This window comes from Coprococcus sp. BIOML-A2 (assembly GCF_009875795.1).
GTDB classification, from domain to species: domain Bacteria; phylum Bacillota; class Clostridia; order Lachnospirales; family Lachnospiraceae; genus Coprococcus; species Coprococcus aceti.
In genome coordinates, this window is the sequence record NZ_WWSI01000004.1 from 153,787 (window position 1) to 171,405 (window position 17,619).

At 39.5% G+C, this 17,619-nt stretch carries 14 protein-coding genes; 1 reads left to right on the forward strand and 13 read right to left on the reverse strand.

The window, feature by feature from the left end:
- Positions 1–170: 170 nt before the first annotated feature.
- From GT575_RS10260 to GT575_RS10280, 6 genes are all read right to left on the reverse strand, one after another.
- Positions 171–1,133, reverse strand: coding sequence for an NYN domain-containing protein (locus tag GT575_RS10260; protein WP_022216373.1), 963 nt, complete (start codon positions 1,131–1,133; stop codon positions 171–173).
- A 20-nt stretch (positions 1,134–1,153) separates the two neighbouring features.
- The gene (locus GT575_RS10265) at positions 1,154–2,584 is read right to left on the reverse strand and encodes an alanine/glycine:cation symporter family protein (RefSeq protein WP_022216372.1); all 1,431 of its coding nucleotides are present in this window, start codon (positions 2,582–2,584) and stop codon (positions 1,154–1,156) included.
- 167 nt (positions 2,585–2,751) lie between these two features.
- Positions 2,752–3,681, reverse strand: a complete 930-nt coding sequence (locus GT575_RS10270; RefSeq protein WP_015535022.1) for a hypothetical protein — start codon at positions 3,679–3,681, stop codon at positions 2,752–2,754.
- 35 nt (positions 3,682–3,716) lie between these two features.
- The gene (locus GT575_RS14940) at positions 3,717–4,643 is read right to left on the reverse strand and encodes a hypothetical protein (protein ID WP_022216370.1); all 927 of its coding nucleotides are present in this window, start codon (positions 4,641–4,643) and stop codon (positions 3,717–3,719) included.
- Positions 4,644–4,731: 88 nt separating this feature from the next.
- Complete coding sequence (locus GT575_RS10275; RefSeq protein ID WP_161171945.1) at positions 4,732–6,006, reverse strand: NPCBM/NEW2 domain-containing protein; 1,275 nt, start codon at positions 6,004–6,006, stop codon at positions 4,732–4,734.
- Between the two features lie 10 nt (positions 6,007–6,016).
- Positions 6,017–6,853 (reverse strand): hypothetical protein, encoded by an 837-nt coding sequence (locus GT575_RS10280; RefSeq protein WP_055144314.1) that lies wholly within the window; start codon positions 6,851–6,853, stop codon positions 6,017–6,019.
- A 143-nt stretch (positions 6,854–6,996) separates the two neighbouring features.
- Between GT575_RS10280 and GT575_RS10285 the strand changes: the two genes are divergently transcribed.
- Positions 6,997–7,353, forward strand: a complete 357-nt coding sequence (locus GT575_RS10285) for a helix-turn-helix domain-containing protein (protein WP_055144312.1) — start codon at positions 6,997–6,999, stop codon at positions 7,351–7,353.
- A 94-nt stretch (positions 7,354–7,447) separates the two neighbouring features.
- On the opposite strand, the gene GT575_RS10290 is transcribed toward GT575_RS10285, so the two are convergent.
- The 7 genes from GT575_RS10290 to GT575_RS10320 form a co-directional block, all read right to left on the reverse strand.
- On the reverse strand, positions 7,448–10,171 hold the full coding sequence (locus tag GT575_RS10290; protein ID WP_161171946.1) for an FtsX-like permease family protein: 2,724 nt from the start codon (positions 10,169–10,171) through the stop codon (positions 7,448–7,450).
- 1 nt (position 10,172) lies between these two features.
- Positions 10,173–10,874, reverse strand: coding sequence for an ABC transporter ATP-binding protein (locus GT575_RS10295; RefSeq protein ID WP_022216366.1), 702 nt, complete (start codon positions 10,872–10,874; stop codon positions 10,173–10,175).
- Positions 10,875–11,119: 245 nt separating this feature from the next.
- Positions 11,120–11,761 (reverse strand): TetR/AcrR family transcriptional regulator, encoded by a 642-nt coding sequence (locus GT575_RS10300; protein WP_161171947.1) that lies wholly within the window; start codon positions 11,759–11,761, stop codon positions 11,120–11,122.
- A gap of 97 nt (positions 11,762–11,858) precedes the next feature.
- On the reverse strand, positions 11,859–13,130 hold the full coding sequence (locus tag GT575_RS10305) for an ABC transporter substrate-binding protein (protein WP_161171948.1): 1,272 nt from the start codon (positions 13,128–13,130) through the stop codon (positions 11,859–11,861).
- A 15-nt stretch (positions 13,131–13,145) separates the two neighbouring features.
- Positions 13,146–14,639, reverse strand: coding sequence for a GGDEF domain-containing protein (locus GT575_RS10310; protein ID WP_022216363.1), 1,494 nt, complete (start codon positions 14,637–14,639; stop codon positions 13,146–13,148).
- Positions 14,640–14,699: 60 nt separating this feature from the next.
- Complete coding sequence (locus GT575_RS10315) at positions 14,700–17,171, reverse strand: 6-pyruvoyl-tetrahydropterin synthase-related protein (protein ID WP_022216362.1); 2,472 nt, start codon at positions 17,169–17,171, stop codon at positions 14,700–14,702.
- Entirely contained in the window at positions 17,168–17,617 is a 450-nt protein-coding gene (locus tag GT575_RS10320; protein ID WP_022216361.1) for a 6-carboxytetrahydropterin synthase, read from the reverse strand. Before GT575_RS10320 ends, GT575_RS10315 begins: the two co-directional genes overlap by 4 nt.
- Between the last annotated feature and the right edge of the window lie 2 nt (positions 17,618–17,619).

Consider the following 17,619-nt stretch of genomic DNA (forward strand, 5'->3'; position numbering starts at 1 on the left):
GATTATGCCTCTCCTTAATATGCACGTACACTTCTTCCCCCATAGTGAATTTTCTGTACCTGAAAACCCACATTTTCAATTTATCACTATTCTTATTGATTTTCAACAAAAAGCGTTAATTTATTTGGCATTTTTTCTAAATTTTGACATATTTAAGCATTAAACACTTTCTACTTATCTGTCAATTTTACCCTGTCTCCCACGATCTCAAAACAACCGAAGCTTTTGAGAAAGCTTGAAAACTTACTGTATCCATATTTCTTTATGCTGAAGCCGGGTATAATATTCTTAAGTTCTGTATTCAGCAGTCCCATATTGTACATAGTGTCAGAATTCTCCGTGAGAAGTCTCACTATGCGCAGCTTGACAGCACTCTTAGGATCGATATGGTTCTTGATGGACACAAACTTCTGCCTGCCGCTGTCTATATCCAGATCGTCAAACTCCTCACTGAGGAATGTTGACAGCTTGGAATATCCATAATTTCTCACGTCAAAGTCAGGATATTTGTTCACAAGGCGGCTTCCGATCTCACCCATGTGAGTCTTCTTATCCTTGTCGTCATTCTCATCTATTATATTGTAAACAGTCTTCTTTATATCCCTTATGCTCGTGATATATGACTCGTCCACGGCCGCAGCCTCAAGCATGGCATTCTTCGACGCAGGCTTATTGAGATCCTCCGTCACCAGTGAATCAAGGATCTTGAAGCTTGTACATGCACTCACGAACGCTTTTGGAGTCTTCCGCTCTCCCATTCCGATGACCTGCTTGCCAGCCTCCCTGAGTCTCGATGCAAGCCTAGTGAAATCGCTGTCGCTTGTCACCAGACAGAATCCATCTATATTGCTCGTATAGAGAAGATCCATCGCATCTATTATCATGGCCGAATCCGTTGAATTCTTTCCTGCTGTGTATGAGAACTGCTGTACAGGCTGTATAGAATATGACAGCAGGCAATCCTTGTCCCAGCCATTGTTATTCTTTGACCAGTCCCCATATATCTTTCGCACTGTTATTGAACCGAGCCTTGACAGCTCATCGAATATGCTCTCAATATATTTTGCCGATACATTCTCTGAATCGATAAGTATCGCATATTTGTTAGAAATCTCACTTGATATTTCTTCCATATAAAAGTTCCTTTCATTTATCAGTTCTCTTTTCCGGTCTCAACCCCAAACCTGCCCGGTCCGTCCTGGAAATACTCGCGGGTAAGCTTCACTACCGTACCGGACAGCATGAATACTGCAATCAGGTTAGGTATGATCATAAGTCCGTTAAAGGTGTCCGCTATATCCCAGAGGAGTCCGAGATCCATGGTCGCACCGATGATCGCAACAAATGCATACACAACCATGAACGGCTTGATAAGCTTATTTCCAAACAGGAATCCAACACATCTCGAACCGTAAAGGCCCCATCCGAGTATAGTTGAAAATGCAAAGCAACACAAAGCCACTGCTGTGAATATCGATATCCAGCTTCCGTAGGTTGCAACAAAGCCGTTGATCGTGAGGTCTGCTCCCGCTGCTTGTCCATAGGCTACCTCAGTTCCACTGCACAGTATTACAAGTGCTGTAAGTGTACATATAACTATAGTATCAATGAATACCTCGAATATTCCCCAGAGTCCCTGCTGTACAGGATGTTTTACATCAGAGCACGCATGTGCGATCGATCCTGTTCCAAGGCCGGCCTCATTTGAAAAGATTCCTCTCGAAACACCCTTTCTCATGCTGAGAAAAAGGCTTCCAACCACTCCTCCGGTCACTGACTTCGGATTGAATGCCCCCTCAAATATAGATGCAAATACGCCTGGAACGCTCTTGATATTTATAAACACAAGGACCACCGCCATGATGATGTACATAGCCGCCATGAAAGGGACCAGCTTCTCTGTCACGCTTCCAATTCTTTTGATTCCCCCTATCAGAATAAGTGCAACCAATATGGCTATAATAATACCTATCACAAGATTGATGGTAAATGTATTGCTCCTGTCAGCCAGATTATAATTAAAAAGTGCTGAATCTATAGCCGTAGTTATGGTATTTACCTGTGTCGCATTTCCAGTTCCAAAAACAGTGAGTATTCCGAGAACAGAATATGCTATGGCAAGGAAATATGCATTCTTGCCAAGACCATTCTTGATATAGTACATTGGTCCGCCGACCCAGTCTCCATTTGAATCTTTCTCTCTGTAAAAAACAGCCAGTACAACCTCAGCAAACTTTGTTCCCATTCCAAGGAGTGCTGATATCCACATCCAGAACACGGCGCCAGGGCCTCCTATAGCAATCGCTCCCGCAACCCCCGCTATATTACCGGTTCCAACTGTTCCCGCCAGCGCAGTACACACAGCCTGAAACGGACTTATAGCACCGTCCGATGTCTCTTTCTTGTTGAATATCTTTCCGAATGTGTGCTTGAACGCATAACCGAACTTTGTAAACTGAACACCTCGGTTTCGTATAAGGAGCCACAGTCCTACACCCACGATACATATCATGGATGGCACTCCCCATATAAAATTGTTCACCGATGAATTAACATCAGTAATGATCTTAAGTAATTTATCCATATCTGCTCTTTCTCTTTTCGTTTTTCTTATTTTTTACATACCAAGTATGATTTTACAATACATTGTGCTTGTTGTGCAAGAAAAACCGCATCCACTTTAGTCATGGATGCGGTTTTTAATTTATATAATATTGTTATATACTTTTAACTCAAATTATGTATTTGGAGCTATTCAATCTCTGCCCAGCTAAGTGATGAATCACTTTCTACAATTACATAATCATTTGTATAGTCATTATTGTATGTATCATCATTTTCTGAAGCATATTCTGCAAGGCCACTATCCAAAGAAGTTATTTTCTTCTCGCCATCGCATAGCTCCCACTGTTTTAATTCGCTATTATACACTGCTCTAACCCATTCTTTTTGACGAACCTTTGTGTTTTTGTCTCTCCACAATGCATAATATTCCAAAGCATCATAATTGTCCGTTATAGATGCAACACATACTGTTGCAACCTCATACGGGCCTTTCACACCAATATAATCTAACACGTCACCAACAGTATACGCCGGTGCATTCGTGTACTCAAATTTAACATAATGTTGATCACCAAACGCCTCGTCATTATTATCCAAAACATCTTCTGCATCTGCATTCTCCTGCCGTTCCTTGATTACTGTCTCATAATAATATACTTTTTCATCAAGATTGTAATCCCACTTGACAATCGTATCTGAGCCAAACATATTTTTCTCAACAGTAACAGGAACACCTCTTAAATATCCCTGAGGAACTTTTACATCCACAGATACATCATATACAATATAGTATTCATCTGTTTTTATCACATTGTCAACAGACAGAACATCTATCTGACTTTCATCACTAATATCAACATCAACAATATGCCCATTATCATCACACACTCTACCTGATGTATTCATTAGATTCTTTTTTATTTTGTCCGCTCCTTTATTAGCCAGCATTACGAATTCAGGAATAATTCCCCAAACAATTGTGACAATGCCTACACACACCATCAAAATTATCTCACATACTCCGAGCGCCGAATGTTTGTCCACATTTTTCATAAATAAATGAACACACAATATGAACAAGCAAATGCATCCTATTATCAATATTGGTAATTGCATAATTTAATTTTCTCCCGTAAAAAAATAGTGCGTGTCTATTCGATAATGTCAATTATGAACGAATATCCAGATGTTCGAACACAATATAACCCTGCAGGTGTACCTTCTGGAATCTTATAGTATCCATATCCCTCTGGAGCAGTCTGCGCTTCTGCATAATATTTTTGTCCTAATACATAATACTTCACAGATACCGTAGCTGATCCTTCCTTGCTTTCATAATCTGAATAATATTTATAGAATATGCCTGTCGGTTCTGTATACGATAAATAGTAATCACCATTTACTTCGACGTAATCCTGTATACTACTTGCTGTTTCTCCATTTATCTCATAGATTTTATTTAAAGGCATATTGTTTTCTTCCATTTTTTCGCTCAAATTCTTTCTGCGAAACTCTATACAGCCATTATCTGCATCTACAGTAAATTCCTGTGGCATTGTATATCCCTCCGATTCAATAGGGTATATATCATAATTCCAGCCTCCGCCAAATTCCACCAACAAATCACCTGGATACATCTTTACGCAGGAGAAATCTGAATCGGTAAATTTAATATAACTATTATCATTCTCATCAAGGACATGTGAAGAATCCATTGAATACAATCTGTCCTCATGCTGTATCCAATATTTTTTAAAATATCGTTCACCTTCATTCTCATATGCATTTACAGCCTCTTTGTACGACATAGGTGAGCCATTATCTGTAATTATATTTGACGCTTCTGTTGTGGTTACCTCAGTGGTTGTTACTTCTGTTGTGGTTTCTTCTGTTGTCACTTCTGTTGTTGCCTCTGTTGTAGTTGCTTCTGTTGTTGTCGCCTCTGTCGTTGTCTCCTCAGTTATTACCTCTGTAGATAACACTCCAGAACCTGATTTACCATTATTTCCACAGGAGCACAATAATGCAATTCCTAATACTGCACAGGATCCTATTATTGTTTTTCTTAATTTCATCATCTCTTCGCCTCTTTCTCAGCAGATTGCCGTATATTATTCAAATTATAAATAAGTTTCTAGTATGCCTCCCCTCTTTTTGATTCTTTTATTATTTTTTACTCATGTAGCTCTTCTGAACTATAGGAGTTACAACGCCTATCTCTATTTGACCCATGTCAAAACCATACGGCGTTAACATCCATATAAATTCGATTTTTAATCTGTTAACACCAGTTATATTCAAATCAAAATTCTGAGGCAGAACACCACTCTTAACAACATCCGATGAATATAGCAGCTCACCGTCGCCATATATTTTTACTTTACCAGCCGCAGAGGATTCAGCATTATCCTTACAGTCATAATGTAATACAACCTTACCTGACAACTTGTCATACTTACCGCCGAGTAAATATTCTATTTCGCTGCTTTCCGAGTCTGAAAACATATATCCTCCAGATTCACTAAGTAATATACCGGAAGAATAAGAAGTTCCAGTGTTATCCTTATCTATTCCAGCCCACTTATGTATGTCGCTATCCTTGTAAAATTCATCCAAATCAGAGAGCGACACAGGCTCAAAACTAGAAATTCTTTCAAGCTCATCTAATAACTCTACATCTTTACCAACTATATTTATTGCATCGTTAATTACTTTTTTTGCTGTATCATATTCATTATTTTTTGTATGAGTTTCTGCCTTATCTATTGCAGCGTTAATACATTCATTTTTAGTTTCTGCTTTCTTTACCTTATATGAGTCATCCTTAAAATAATTTTCCAACTCATCATATATACCTATTGCATCAGACCAGTCCTTTTCTTTCTCATATGATGCAGCTTCACTCTCCATATAATCCCTATATGTTTTTTCCACATCTTCTATTTTTCCGCTAAGTGACCCATCATCATACACTTTCATAGCGCTCTTATATACATCTATTGCCTTAAGATATTTTTTATCTTTAACGTATATTTCTGCCTCAGCTACAGTCATCTCTATAAATTTTGTCTCAGATTCCTTTATCTTTTTTTGAGAATCATCGTAATTAGTATCATTTACAGATACTTTTTCATAGTAGGGAATTGCCGCACCATATTTTTCTGAATTATATAATTCCTCTGCTTTATCATAATTGAGCTTTGACTTTCTTAGATCCGCTAAATCTGCTTTTTTCTGAGTTATATATTGTTCAACTTCCTGATTATCCGTCTCAATTCCAGACAATCCATCTACTGCAGCCTCATAATCTATACTCCCGGAATTGTATGATTCAACATAATTTTCTGTTTCTTCTTTTGCCTGTTTTACAGTTGTACATCCATACAACAGAGGCAAAGTAATCACACACAGCACAGATAAAATTATTACTTTACTTTTCATTCCCATCCCCCTATTCATTAAGATTTCTCAGAATTTGATTGTTTACATCACAAACAGTATCCATCTGAGAATCATCAAGATATCCATCTGCCCTCATATATTTTGTCATACCAAGCATCAAAAAATCAGAATGAATTTTTTTGGTAGAAGTCTGTGATGCTACAACATCCCAATCTTCTGAATTCTCATTCCAGTCAACTGTTACATAAATATAATCTGTTGTAAGATCATTATGCCAAAATTGAACATAATACTCCAAAGCATCAAGTTCATCTACACAATAATAAAAATCGTAATCAGGATTGTACATATCTATTTGTTCACCAGCACTTACAAGCATGACCGTTTCAACATTTGCATAATCCGTTCCCTGTTGACGATTGATATAATTCAGAAGTTGTCTTGGTGTCAGATATGGAGACTTATTATATTCAAATTTAGATGATGTATATTCTGCATTAGCCCATACCAAATAATATGTTGTGTTAAATAATCCCTTAACTTTATAATTAAATCTAATATTATCTACATACAGTTTTCCCAGACTGCTTTCATATGAAAATTCACAATTTACTTTTATTTGATTTTCACTTGTGGTTATCTCATAGTCTGTTATATGCCCCTCCCCAAATCCATCTACATCTTTATAGTTGCCCATCAATGAGCCACTTACTTCGAAGTCTTTTATATCTCTTTCTATTTTTTCAGGAGTAATCCTCATATATAGTTCAGAAATGTCATATCTTTTTTTATAGAAGTATCCAACTACAATCAACCCTATAACTATAATAACTACAACATTTATTGTTAGCACTGTCACAACTGTTTTATTTTTTTCCCTATTCATATACTCTCCTCACTTCATCGTTAAAATTTAACTTATAAGCATTATAACGAATATACGTCATATTTTCAACCTTTATAACGTATTTATATATCTAACTTTCATTTCATGAAACTGTAAAATAATTATCATGCGAGGTAGAATATATGAATAACAACGAAATTCTAAAAAAAATAGAAACATATATGAAATTAAGGAACTGGTCTATCTACAAATTGGCAAAAGAAGCTGATATTCCTTACTCTTCTTTAAACTCAATGTTCTTGAAGAACACACAGCCCACAATTCCTACATTAGAAAAGATTTGTTCCGGATTAAATATCTCCATGTCTGATTTTTTCTCCGACAAACATGCTGAAAACATTCCTTATATGAGCCTAACAGAAGATGAGCAAGAGTTATTATCTCTATACAACAAATTATCAAAATCTGACAAAAAACTTTTTATGTACTACGCTCGAGGATTTGCTAAATCAGATTTATCTACCAACGATTCTGAATAAATTATTTGTTTCATATTATGTTATAGATAAGAAAAAGCGCAGGTGAAAACAATTCACCTACGCTTTTACATTTTTGCCATAATCTATTTTTTTCTTACTCTCTGTTCTTCAGCACCTCAGCCGGCACGATCTTGTTCAATCTGCCGACCAGAACTCTGTTGATTATAAAATACAGGACAAGTATTCCGCCGTAAAGCGCAGCCCAGAGCCACGGGGCAAATGTCAGCTTGACACCGCAGTTTACATTTGACACCAGAGAAGGATACACTGCACTCATTATGAGCTTTGCAAGTGGCAGGCATATTGCTGCTCCGATTGCGATTATGAAGAAATTGCCATCAAGATATAGCTTTCTGATCTCCTTCGTCCTGAAACCAAACACCTTTATCAATGAAATTGAGAATGCTGATCTGTCAATCATGACCTTCATCATCAAATACATTACCACTACGAATATAAGTGTCGAGATAATAACTATCATAACAACCATACTTCTCATCTGATCTGCAAATATTCCGGCAGCCGACTCTATATCGGCCTTTGTTGTGGTTGCGTAAAGTCTTGCAGGATCAACCCCCAGGTCCTTGTCTGCAAACACTACATTGTACTCATTACTTCCAGCTCCGAACAGTTCCCTTGCATCATCTATAGTCATGAAAACATAAAATGCCGGAGTATACTGTGTCACACTGTCCACTGTAAAGCCATAATCTATATCATTCTCCTCGTCGTGGAGCACGATTTCGTCACCCACACCATAACCATATTTCTCAGCAAATGATGATGATATGGCAACTCTGTTCTTGCCATCCTTAAGGTCAACATCAAAATACTTAGTATTCTTTGAAAGTCCAAGAACTGTCACATCCCAGTTGTAACCGTATATCTCTTTCTTCAGAGTCTTTGCATACGCTGCCTCACCGCCCTCTGGAGGATTCTCTGTAGGATATTTGTATATATACATATATTCATAATGGGTATCCTCCACATTCTGCTTCTTGACCTTTGAACAGAAAGTTGCAGTGTTAAGACTTAACATCAGGCATATGAGGGCTATGAACATTCCGATCACAACGGTCAATCCTGTTCTCATCTCTCTGAGCATCTGCCTGACTCTGAATCTTCCGACAAATCCCATGTCTCCTAGATCGACATTGCTGCCCTTCGGCTGCTTGACCTCATTTTTTATGAGTGAAAGAGCCGTCTGTGAGAGCTTCTTTCTTATAACAAAATAGTTTACAACTATCGCTGCCAGTGGCGGCATCACGATACCGTACACTACAAGAATCGGCGGAATCTTTACATCCATATCAGGGATCGAATAATACGCATATGCATCTGCCATCTGCACAGGGATTCCCACATTACTTATCCCGATCAGGAAACCGATTATGCCTGCAACTGTTGTGACTATGACCGGAAGTGTAAGGTAGTGCATCATGAGATCTCTTCTCTTGACACCAAGGGCATAGAGCGCGCCTATGACGCTGCTCTCCTTCTCTATTCCATGTACAACAAATACCGATATGACATATGTGAACAGAAGCATGAGCAGCACACCGAAGAAATATCCCGCCTGTACATTGATCTGCTGGTCATCAGCGGCTCCACCTGTTCTCGGATTATCATCACTTGTCACAAATGATGTAATATTTGCAAGATCTGTGTCGTAATCCTTGAGGAATGAATCCATCTCCTTCTTGAGTTCTGCCATTCCATCTGCAAGCTCATCAGAGCCATCCTTTGCATCCATAGCTCCATCTGTGTATTCTTTTATGCCGTCCTTGAATACCTTTATGCTGTCAATATCGCTCATGGCACTCTTGACACTCATAGCCACGATTCCACCCTGACTGTCGGCAATCTTAGTCATCTCGTCATTGTAATTATCCTCTGTGAGCTCTGTATCCAAACCATACGCTGAGAGAGATGATGACACCTGTTCAAGGTATGCGTCAAACAGCTCCTGTGCCGCATTGTTGAGCTTCCTGTTGTTATCAGTGAGTTCTCCAAGTCCATCTGCAAGTTCATTTGCGCCTGACTTAAGATCCTTTATGCCATCCTTGAAATCGTTTATGGCTGCGCCAGTTCTATCCCAGTATTCCTGAAAATACTCATCATCTATTCTGTCTGTGTCAACCTTAATGTCTTCAAGAGCGTCCTTCACATCATCACATGTGGTCTTGCCCTTAAGTCTGAACGCATAAAGATATGTCTCTGTCTTAACACTCTCGCCTGTTGCATGAAGTTTATCATATGCACCCTCTGTAACGAATACTGTTCCAAACACCTTGCTGTCGACAACTGTATCTGACATCTCCTTGAAAAGAGCATTATAATCAGGTGATGTCCCTATTCCTGTCACCTTGAATTCATTTCCTGCTATCTGTATTATATCTCCGACAGAAATATCATTTACCTGACTGAATCTCTTCTCAACAACTATCTCATCATCAGCCTCCGCAAGATTTCCCTCATCACATTCCACAAGATCTATGTTCTCCCTGTTGGCAAATACCCTGATAGTCTTGCCATCCATGACATCGTAATCCTCGTAGAACATCCCCTCAACCTCTGCGCCAGCATCCTCAAGCCGGGATATCTCTTCATCGCTCAGTGGAACGAATACGGAAAACTGACCATCCTCTATCTTATTTGCCTCGTCATGTGTCTCGCCATTGTCAATGATCGTATATCCGGCTCCTATCAGCGAGACAATGACATACATACCCATGATGATAAGAAATGCAAGTGCTATGTATCTGAACAGATTCTCCTTCAGATCCCTCAGAACCCTTTTTCTCAAAACCTTCTGCATATTACAAATCCTCCAATTCTGACGCAGGAACTCTCACTTCGTTCTCATACTCCTTGCTTATAAGGCCATCTTTTATGAAGATAACCTTGTGCACCATGTTCTTGATGGAATTGTTATGTGTTACTATCAGCATGGTCGTTCCATACTTCGCATTTATTTCCTCGAGAAGAACAAGTATATCTCTTGAAGTCTTGGAGTCAAGAGCTCCTGTCGGTTCATCACAGAGAAGGAGTTTTGGATTTTTCACCAGAGCTCTCGCTATAGCACATCTCTGCTGCTGTCCACCTGAGAGCTGTGAAGGGAACTTGTTCTGATGCTCCGTAAGTCCCAGTGTCTCGATCAGGTCATCCATAGGAAGCGGATCATCAGTCAGATACTCACATACCTGTATGTTCTCTCTCACCGTGAGGTTTGGAACTAGATTGTAGAACTGAAATATGAATCCCAGATTATCTCGTCTGTAATCTGAAAGCTGGTCGCTTGTCATGCCAAATATCTCTGTGCCGTCAACCTTTATCGAACCTGAATCCATGGTGTCAAGACCACCTATACAGTTCAGAAGTGTTGACTTACCTGAACCTGACGTTCCCTGTATAACACACATCTGTCCTTTTTCAACACCTGTGTTTATACCTTTAAGCACCTGCACATAGCTTCCACCCTCTCCATAGCTCTTCTTTACTCCTGACACTTCCAAATACATAATTTTTCCTCCTTTATGATATCCTCGTTGTTCTAATTTTCATTTACTTTATTTTTTATAGCAATCCATTACACTTTAGTAGCTATTCAAATGTTCATTTGCATACATAACGCTGTTATGGTTTAAGCCTTTTTTTAGGTCTTCCCTGTAATTCGGAAGACCTGTAATAAGACATAATGGGAATTTGATTCCCCTGTACCACATTTTTCATTTTACTGTTTTCAATTTTCTATTCCGGTCAAATCTTATTCTGGATCCTGCCACGGCTTAACCAGGCCATACCAGCCTGAGATCAGATATTTCATACCTGTCTCAACGAACTTCAAGGCATCCTTCTCATTGTCAATATGTGTCACCATGAATATAAACATATCAATCTGTGAATGAGACATCCAATGTACCACATTCCTGTCAACCATCGGTGTTCCATAAGCCCTGCACATCGCCTCACATATAAATGCATTGTGTGCATCCATCTGATCCACTATATTGTCTGGCATGCTCTCCATGCTGGATCCCTGTGACTTCGTAAGAACAAGAAGCACTTCTTCTCTATGCATATAAATCTCATGCACTATGTTCCTGGCCGACTCAAAATCACTGTCCTCATTGTGGTCTGATGCCATGCCATTGTTCATCTCGTCCACCTCAACGGAAAAATGCTCGGTCAACACAGCGTTGAGTCTGTCCATCATGTGTCCCACAACATTGCAGAACAGATCGTCCTTATCCTTAAAAAAGAAATATAAAGCTCCGGTTGTAACTCCTGCCTTCTGACATATATTTCTAAGTGACGCACCCATAAATCCCTTATCCACGAACTCTTCCTTGGCACACTTTAGAAGTTCTTTCCTCGTCTCGCTGTCATGTTGTATTTTCTTTGCCATAATCCTCACCCATTTAATTATAATATAAAATAACATAACAGTGTTACGTTTAATAACACCGTTATGTTAAAACAAATCGATCATTTTGTCAACTATTTTATTTATTATACATATCGCTATAAATTCTGTCTATAGTCTCATCACGACTCAACTTATCGTACAGATAATAGTCAGAATCTGATTTAAATGATCCATACACATCCTCAGATTCCAATATCGGTGCCATAATCGACAATTTGTCGCTGTTTTCTTTTCTCATAGCATCTGCCTGTACCTCAAATCCAGTCAGCATATCATGCTCATCAAGAACAGCAAGTGCCGAACTGCTGATCGGAACACCCTTTTCTGTTCCCTGTCTTAAAGTCATTTCCTCACCGTTCAACAGATAATTCAACAGCTTTGCGGCCGCTTCTGGGTGTTCAGTATTATTACTTATCGCATACATTGTTGCAGGTTTAACAAACCAGCCTAAAGATTTTGCCCCCGGCTCACATATGTATTCTCCTATTTTTACATCATATCCATTTTCCTTCAAAGGATCACAATATCCTCCTGCATCACTTACCCACGCAAGAGTGCCGCCAACCTCACCGCTGGCAAAAGCATTCCTGTTAAATGAATCTACAGACATTAAGACTTTTTTATCAAGTAGTTCCTTATAAAAATCCAACATGTCACCTATCTGTTCCTTATTCAGATTCAATGTGCCATCAGATTTGACCGGATCATTTCCGGTTGTCTGTATATAATGTGAAAGCAGCATAAAAAATAATGATTTTTTTGTCATGCCCAGAGGATATACCCCATCTTTGCTCATGATTCTGGCTGCATCAAACAAGTCATCCCATGTTCTGGGAATACTAAGTCCATATGAGTTCCAAAGAGTCTCATTATAATAAAAAGTCTCCGTATTGAACGCGATAGGAACAGCATTTAATTTTCCATTTTTTGTTCCAAAGGCAAGCTCTTCTTCAGTATAGTTTTCAAAATCAATATAATCCGAAAGCGTATTAAGATCATAAAAGCCAGATCCGTCAGAAGAATATGTATCAAGCCAGCCATAATTTATGAGCATAACATCCGGAGTCTCCTGTGATTTCATATATATATGCTGTCTTTTCTCGTATCCATTCCACACACCATATTTGCATTTGACGTTTATTTCTGGATTTTCTTTTTCAAATATATCAACAGCATCCAGTGTGTACTGGTTTCTACTATCATCGCCCCACCAGGAATATTCTATAGTTATCGTATCCCCGACAGCCATATCTGTTTTTTGCTCTCCGCAACCACTAATTACAAAAAGCAAAAAAAGCATCATCAAAACCGATAATCCTCTTTTGTGATTTTTAATTATATGTTTCATCTGTTTCACCTCTGATCAATCCTGATTTTCAACGAACCAGCTATACTGACTTTTTCCGTTTCTCTTTGATTTATACAAAGCGGTATCAGCCTTCTTCATCATGCTTTCATAATCAGATGAGTTCTCTCCATCTACTATGTAAACACCTGCTGATAACGAAAGATTACATTCAGTATATTGTTTCGAAATCGTTCTGGTAAAATCTTCAGCCAACAGTCTCAGCTCAAATTCCATTTTCTTTCTAACACTTTCCAAAGTCCATCCAGTAAACTTCCTGTACACTGCAAACTCATCACCACCTACCCGTCCGATCACGGAATCTGCTCCAAGCATTTTTGTGAAGAGTTCAGCAGTTTTAGACAGAACCACATCCCCTTCTCCATGACCCAAAGTATCATTTACCTTTTTAAAATTGTCCATATCTATCATTATAAACACATGTGTGACTGTTTCTGACTTTTCCTCAAGACAGGATCCAACAACTTCTCCAAACGAAGCTTTATTCATAAGTCCTGTAAGCTGGTCATATTCAGCCTTTTGCTTTAATTCCTCAATAGCTCCGGAAACAGGTGTATATATTCTTTTCAATACAATGCTTCCTGTCACAACAACCAATAAAGCCAGCACAAGAGTTGCTACAAATGAATACAATTTCAATCTCCCTACTTCTTTGAATATCTCAGATTCACCTATGTAAGACACTACTCTCCAGCCATTTGAACATTGTGCTACGGATATAACATATCCATCCGAATTTGTCTGATATTCGAAGTCGTCATTTTCCTTTGGAAGGTTCACTTCAATTTTTTCTCCAACGCATTTTGCATTATTTGAATACGCAACTTCCTCGGAATCATTTACAAGACACACCCTCATATCCTTGAGTTCATGACTTAAATTCACCACTGAACTTAGTTCCCTGCTATAGAAAGAAGTTACGATCACAGCATTTTCATTAAGTTTCTTGACGTAGAAAAGCCTGTCTGGACTGTTTAAATAATCAAAAAACCAACCGGACATTGTCTTCTCGTCATTTATATGTCCAGTAAAATATGTATATATTCCTCCATCCGGAAAAGCCTGAAGTGTTGTGTTGGAAATCCATCCCACGCTCTTGTCATTGGAATATACGACACCAAAATCTGTAAAGTTGTCAAACACACCAAGGTCACTTATCCTATTCTGAATCGCCGCTTCCTGCTGTATTCTGGTAAATTCATCCAGACTATCATCTGTGGCATCATACTCACACAGCTGATCATCGGAGAAAAAAAGAGCCACTGTATCTTCTATACCGACAAGATAATTGTCGACGTTGTATCCAAGCTGTTGGTTGTTAGACGATATAAGATTCACTATCTTGCTTCTCATATTATCAACTGCCTGTTTTGTTATGATAAAAGATATCATACCTGCTGTGGCAACAACAGCAGCCAGGAAGATGATAGCGAATCTCCTCCTGGCTTTGCTTATCTCATATTCAGTTCTGTTCCTGCTGTTTGCTGACATATCTTTCTTCCCCCGTGTTATATACATAGCTATTATATAACAACTATTATTTGTAAATTGTCAATCTTTTTTCTTTCCGTAATCTTTACACGCTAGTATCCATATTGCACTCATTCCACAAAATCCTACTATACTCACCAACACTCCTGGCCAAAATAATGGATATTTAAACTTTATGTTTGTCACTCCTGTTCCAACACACAGCATATTATTTTCATCCATTATCTCCGAATCAGATACGAAAATATCCTGATATGCAAGAGTAGTATTTATCACGGCTCCATCAGCAATATCTGCCGGAGCATCATTTACTGTTATCACCATTCCACCGTCCGTTATCTCACTACTTATAGGAATCAGCGTTCTCTCAGGAAGATCCTCCGGGCTCACGCCAAGAATATCCTCAACTATCTTCTCTGCACCGCTGTCCCCTGTCACACTATAATAGTACAAAAGATTCAGTCCCACATATTTGATATTCTGACTGTTCTCGTCCGTGGCTGCAAATGCAAGCTGTTCCATCTCATAAGCGAATGTACCTGTCACGTTCATGGCTCCGGTTATATATCCGGTATTCCACTCTGACATATCATCAGGAAATCCTGTAGTAGATATCTGCTCACCGTCATAGCTAAAAATCGGATAGCTGGACTTTAATGATACAGACATATCCGTAACTCCAAGAAATACATGCTGCCTCGTTGCGCTGTCCGCTGGGACATGTGTCATGTCTATGACAACATTTACACCAGAATCCGCAAGAGATCTCACCATCTCCTCAGCCTTCTGTCTGGTGTCATATGAGAATCCGGTCAAAATTACAGTATGGTAGCTTTTCAGTTCGTCCGTAGAATAATCCTCTATATTTGAGGACATTCCTGCCTTAAAAGAAGGAAATGCAAGGGTTATCCCATCCGCATAGTCACCTATGACAATGCCATCATACTGCGTGACAACACCGAACTCCTCCGGACCATCAAGCTTAAACAGGCACACCTTATCCGACTCATATGTCAACGTGTAGCCACTCTTCTTTGCGCTTGCAGTGACATCATCGAGAGTCTTTCCCTTTGCACCTATATACTTTCTGTCAATTGCAACTGTATCGTCTCCAAGCTCGACCGATCTGTCAAACAGATAATCATACTGTTCATTCTCAAGTGCCTGGTTGAGCAGCATTATGTTGTCAGCGGTCGCAGCCCCCTGCCATGCCCATCCAAATGTATATGACGCCCCCCCATCTGTACACACTCCGTACGATGGATAGGAACCGAGACTTGAAAGATCCATGAGCGATGCCCTCTGACTTGTGTTATCCCTCAAAAGGCCCGCCACAGCCACACCGTCATCATTTGCCGGAACGCTGTACCTCTCAAATGTGAATGACGGTATCGCATCCACCACAAGTATAATCACCGAGGCAATCACAAATGGCTTTCTGAGCCGCTCCCACTCTATGAGCGACAGGAAGAAAAATCCATATGCTATAACTGTAAATCGCGTCATCCAGAGTGCCTGACTCATCGGCATCTTTCGAAGTATCGGCAGAACATCCGGTGTCGTGAGCACAAGGATTACAAGAGCCAGGATAAATCCTGATTTTTTCTTGTTATCTGCAAGCAAAATTCCCGCTATGGAGAGCAGGACAACGGATATTCCAAAATAAAATGCGCCGATATCTCCATTTATACGGTTTAACGGATTGAGCGATGAAGAAAGATCAGACATCCACATCGTCATTACATCTGATGCTGCCTCGGAATCCATGGATGATATTCCGCCCGAAAGTGATGGCACAAGCCACACTCCCATGATGAGTATGCCACATATCATCGTGAGCAGGATGATCACCTGACGTCTTATACCCATTTTCCTGTGATGATCGAACAACAAAAACAAGAAAGTTCCTATTCCGATCATAGCTATCATCATGATATGGGTAACGGTTATGAGCATTGTAAATATGAGAATCCCGGCAAGTGCCCATCTCTTCTCTTCCCTGAGATACACCCAGATAAAATATATGAGATATGGGAGAAGGAAGGACACGACCATTCTCGGCATATTGCCCTCATCAATGTACATTCTCGCATTTTCAGGCATGAAGAACCACAGCACAGCAAGTGCTGTTCCAAATACAGGCCTTCCGATTCTTCTGCCGATGAGCAGAAATGCCAGTCCGCCGAAGAATATATACACGCCGAACAAGAGGTAATATGCATTTATCACATTTCCCCCCGTGAAACACATGAGAAGTGCTGTTATATAATATGAAAGAGGCGGCCAGTACCTGTATAACTGGATTCCGTTATACCATGTCTCGTCATACAGAGGATATATCTGTCCACGTTTCAGTGCCTTATAGAGATACTCCGACTTGTACATATGCCCCCATACATCATTTCCCGATGGTTCAGTCACTACGTTCTTAAAGTGTATGACTCCAACCGCTGCCAGTGCGGCAAGGACAACCACACCAAGAGCGAAATAAATATTAAGTTTTCTCCTGCTGAGTTTATCCTTTTCTGTCATTTGGTCTCGTCATTTTCCTTTATATCTTTGAGTATCCTGTCAGTTATGGAGTTTATCGTCTGCATCTCCTCCGTGTAACTATCGTCGATAAGACTTACCACATACGACATCGATGGGGACTCGCTGATCTCCATCATGAGAAATATCCAACCGTTTCTGTTCAATATCTTCGTTAGTTCTTCCTTGAAATACTCACATATATTCTCAAGTGTCGGATTGATCATATCAAACGGCGGAACATCGTTTAACGTCTTGTCCTGGTATGCACTTAAAAACTCCTCAACCCTGTGTTCAAGATGGTGAAACTTGACAGTCTCATCACGTCCCTTGACAACATTTATCACAATCTCCCATGTGTGGGGATGTATTTCTCCCATGAGTCCATTTTTGTATATGCCATGTCTGGCATTCAGATAGAATTTGAATTTATACTGTCTGAACCTCATAT